We start from the raw sequence: 3,738 nt of genomic DNA, 5'->3' as shown, positions 1-3,738 counted from the left end.
GCCAAGCTCACCGAGGTCGCGCAGCGGCCCGACACCCATGGTTATTCGGCCAGCAAGGGCATTCCCCGCTTGCGCCGCGCCATTGCCCACTGGTACCAGAGTCGTTACCAGGTGGCAATTGACCCGGACACCGAGGCCATCGTCACCATCGGTTCCAAGGAAGGCCTGGCCCACCTGATGCTGGCCACACTGGACCGCGGCGACACCGTGCTGGTGCCCGACCCCAGTTATCCGATCCACATCTACGGCGCGGTCATCGCCGGGGCCGACATTCGTTCGGTGCCGCTGACGCCCGATACGGATTTTTTTGCCGAGCTGGAAAAAGCCATTCGCGGCAGCTACCCCAAGCCGAAGATGATGGTGCTCGGCTTTCCGTCCAACCCCACGGCGCAATGTGTGGAACTGGAGTTTTTTGAGAAGGTGATCGCGCTGGCACGCAAGCACGACATTTTTGTGGTGCACGACCTGGCCTATGCCGACATCGTGTTTGACGGATGGAAGGCGCCGTCCATCATGCAGGTGCCTGGCGCCAAAGACATCGCCGTGGAGTTCTTCACACTCTCAAAGAGCTACAACATGGCGGGCTGGCGCATCGGCTTCATGGTGGGCAACCCCGACCTGGTGGCGGCGCTGGCGCGCATCAAGAGCTACCACGACTACGGCACTTTCACCCCGCTGCAGGTGGCCGCGATTGCCGCGCTGGAAGGCGACCAGCAATGCGTGAAGGACATCGCCGCGCAATACCAGGCCCGGCGCGATGTGCTTTACAGGGGTTTGACGGAAGCGGGCTGGGCGGTGGACTGTCCCAAGGCGTCGATGTACATCTGGGCGCGCATTCCGGAGGCCTACCGCAAGCTCGGGTCGCTGGAGTTCGCAAAGCAGCTGCTGGAAAAGGCCAAGGTGTGCGTGTCACCCGGCATTGGCTTCGGCGACCACGGGGACGACCATGTGCGGTTTGCGCTGATCGAAAATGAGGCGCGCATTCGCCAGGCGGTACGCGGCATCAAGGCCATGTTCAAGACGGACGGCTTGTTGAAGCCGGCCCAGGCCGATAAACAGGAGGAATGAGAAAGGGCGCCCGCTGCGGTCTTTAATTGCCGCTGGGGGGTGTTTTTTTCGTGGCCTCGGCCGCGTGCAGTTTTTTCTCCAGCTCGGCGCGCTCTGCAACCTCCTGCTGCAGTAACTCGTTGACATGCGCCAGCTCTTCCGCCGAGTTCTGGATCTTGTCTTCCAGCTCAGCGGTTTTTACCAGCGCCATCGCAACGTCGCCTGTTTTGACGGCAGGAGGGATTTCTTTTTCAAGGACCTTGTTGATCAACAGCAGTTCTTCCGCCGATCTTTCCACCGCATCCTGAACAGCGTCGTTTTTTTCTAGGGCGCGCGCCAGTTGCGGTTTTTCTGCTGACGTATTGGAGGGGGTAGGCATGGATGCTTTCTTTGCGGGCGATGGCCGGTAACAAATAGGGGTGGCGTCCGGCGACGGACGCGAAAGGAAAAACCATCATGCGCCCAAATCCTTGGAAATGGCGACCTTTACGGCAAATACCCCATCGGCGGCAAATGGTGACTCATACCAGCCGAGGCGGCCAAGCCATCTGGAAACCCGGGGCGCAATGCGCAAAAAAGAAGTGGGCCGCAAGCGGCCCACCTTTGCTTCTGCTCCATCCGGTGAATTCATCAAACCCCGGCGGAGCGAGTGGCAACTGGTTATTGCGGTGCGGGAATCACCACAATGTCTGTTGAGGTCTGCGGCTGGACGCGTACGTTGGTGGCGCCGGGCGGCACGACAACGGTTTCAACCTGGCGGACAACACCGCCGCCTGCGACACTGCCGTCAGCCTTGCCGTAGCCCACGATGCGAGCCTGGCAGGCGACTTGGTCTTCGCCTTTGAAAACATCGCAGCGCTTGAGTGCGTTAGCGGTGAACTCTCCATTGGCGTTGTCTATCTTGCCGGCACGCTTGGCGGCATTGGCGTTTCTGACTTCCGTCATGCAAGTTTGGCGGTCTTGTTGCGTTCTGCCTGTCTTGCAGGCATTCATTTCACTTTGGGCATTGCCGGTAGCGTCAATCCCCGTGGTGCCCGAAGCAATCTGGGCGGTCGCGCCCATGGACAGCAGCGCGGCAGCGCCGAAGCAGGCTGCAACCCGGGCGAGATGAAATTTCTTGGACAGCATGGTCAAACTCCTTTTCCGAAACTCGATGGATATCGATAAATGGAGTCTGGGTGGGGGCAAGTCACTGCCGTGAAAGGAAAAGGTCCGGGCAGCCCGTGCCCAACGCCCATTCGCCTGTAGGACGGGTCTTTCAGGACCCTAAAGCTATAGATACGGGAGGCGGTACATCGTTGTCGGGCTTTCGGGAAATGTTTTTTATTCAGTTCCGCGTGACTAGTGTGACTGCCTCGTGACTACATGGACCAGATGCGCGGTGTAGACGGGGGAAGTTGCCAGAGTTGCGTGCGCCAGGTTTGCCACACCTGCCGGAGCAAGGCCATGGCAGGCTCGACCACAGGCGACAGCACCCGCACCACGACGACTTGCGCGTCGGGGCTGGTGGCGCCTGCAGAGGGACTCAGGGCATGGGCTTGCATGAGCTCCCGGGCGCTGTCCAGCGCGAGTTGGCGGCGCTGGCGCTCGAGCTTGCTGCCGGTAACAAAAAACAGCGAAGCGATACAGCGATGGCCGTCCATGCCGAGCGGGCTGTTCATCAGCAAGGTGTCGGAAGCGTCCATGCGGGCGCGTTCAAGCCACACGCCTGGCACCTCGATGTGCTGGCGAAAGCTGCCGCTCTCGAACGGCAGGCTGGCCGCGGGCAGACCCAGGGCGGTGACGTCCCAGCCGATCAATTCGGCGCCGGGCGCCAAATTCATGGTGAGCCGGTTTTCCCCGATGCAGCCGCTGTAGCAAAGGGCTTCCAGCGGTAACCATTCCATGCGGGCGCCGGCTTGCAGGTCAAGCTGGGTGCGCTGCAGGGCGGGCTCGCCGTCCGAGCGGTAAAACCGCGTGGCGCCGGGGGTGGTGATGAGGCCGTGCGCGCCGGGTGCGGCCGTGAACGCCAGGTCCAGTGTGTCGCCGCCGACCAGACCGCCCGGTGGATGCACGATCACGTTGTGGCAAATCGCCTCGCCTTCGGGGTACAGGCTTTGCAGGATGCGTAGCGGCCCACTGTGGCGAAAGTGGGCAATGGTCTTGCCGGCCTGGCGGGTGTAGTCGAGTGCGAGTGTCGCGTTCCAGGTCATGGGGCAAGTTTACCGTGGGCCGTTAACCCTGTTTTGCTATCAATTCAGGAGCTGCTTGCGCTCGTTTCATAAGGGCTGCAGCCTCTTTTTACTTGAAATTTTGCGCTTTCGGTGCTGCAGCGGCCCCACCGAAGGCTTGCCCGCATACGGAGCCGCGAAAAGGCCGTGCGGTGATCACACCGACTCTTCGCTTTCCCTGGTTCCCTATGCCAGCTCCCGCGTGTCACTGTGCGGCGGTCTCCCTGGCTTCCTTCACGCGCGCCGCCAGGTGGTCCAGCGCTTCCTGCACCTGGTCAACCAGGATCAGGCAGAGGTCACCGGGCGACAGGCGCGCCAGGGCTGTGTCGATGGCCAGGAACTCGCCGCGGATCTCGTCGATCTGCCGGGTGCGTTGCGCCTTGTGCGCGCCTTCAAGGCCCTGGCGCAGCAGTCCCATGACTTCGCCGTCGGCGCGGCCGCGCTGGGCGGCGTCCTGGTAGAGGATGACGTTGTCAAATGC

At 61.7% G+C, this 3,738-nt stretch carries 4 protein-coding genes and 1 pseudogene; 1 reads left to right on the top strand and 4 read right to left on the bottom strand.

Going from position 1 to position 3,738, the window contains the following annotated elements; translation table 11 throughout:
* Window positions 1-1,068, top strand: a 1,068-nt coding sequence (alaC, locus tag ABI546_RS15065; protein ID WP_348047672.1) for an alanine transaminase, incomplete at its 5' end; no start/stop codon positions are given.
* A 22-nt stretch (window positions 1,069-1,090) separates the two neighbouring features.
* Here the strand turns inward: alaC and ABI546_RS15060 are convergent.
* The 4 genes and pseudogenes from ABI546_RS15060 to ABI546_RS15045 all read right to left on the bottom strand — a co-directional run.
* Window positions 1,091-1,426, bottom strand: a complete 336-nt coding sequence (locus tag ABI546_RS15060; protein WP_348047670.1) for a hypothetical protein — start codon at window positions 1,424-1,426, stop codon at window positions 1,091-1,093.
* Window positions 1,427-1,707: 281 nt separating this feature from the next.
* Window positions 1,708-2,175 (bottom strand): hypothetical protein, encoded by a 468-nt coding sequence (locus ABI546_RS15055; protein WP_348047668.1) that lies wholly within the window; start codon window positions 2,173-2,175, stop codon window positions 1,708-1,710.
* Window positions 2,176-2,408: 233 nt separating this feature from the next.
* Complete coding sequence (locus tag ABI546_RS15050) at window positions 2,409-3,239, bottom strand: urease accessory protein UreD (protein WP_348047666.1); 831 nt, start codon at window positions 3,237-3,239, stop codon at window positions 2,409-2,411.
* 223 nt (window positions 3,240-3,462) lie between these two features.
* Window positions 3,463-3,738 (bottom strand): annotated as a pseudogene (locus tag ABI546_RS15045) (cyanophycin synthetase); the annotation flags it as partial.

Source organism: Polaromonas sp., assembly GCF_039932935.1.
Lineage (GTDB): Bacteria > Pseudomonadota > Gammaproteobacteria > Burkholderiales > Burkholderiaceae_C > Polaromonas.
The sequence above is the reverse complement of the archived record's forward strand: the minus strand, read 5'-3'. Positions and strand labels throughout refer to the sequence as shown.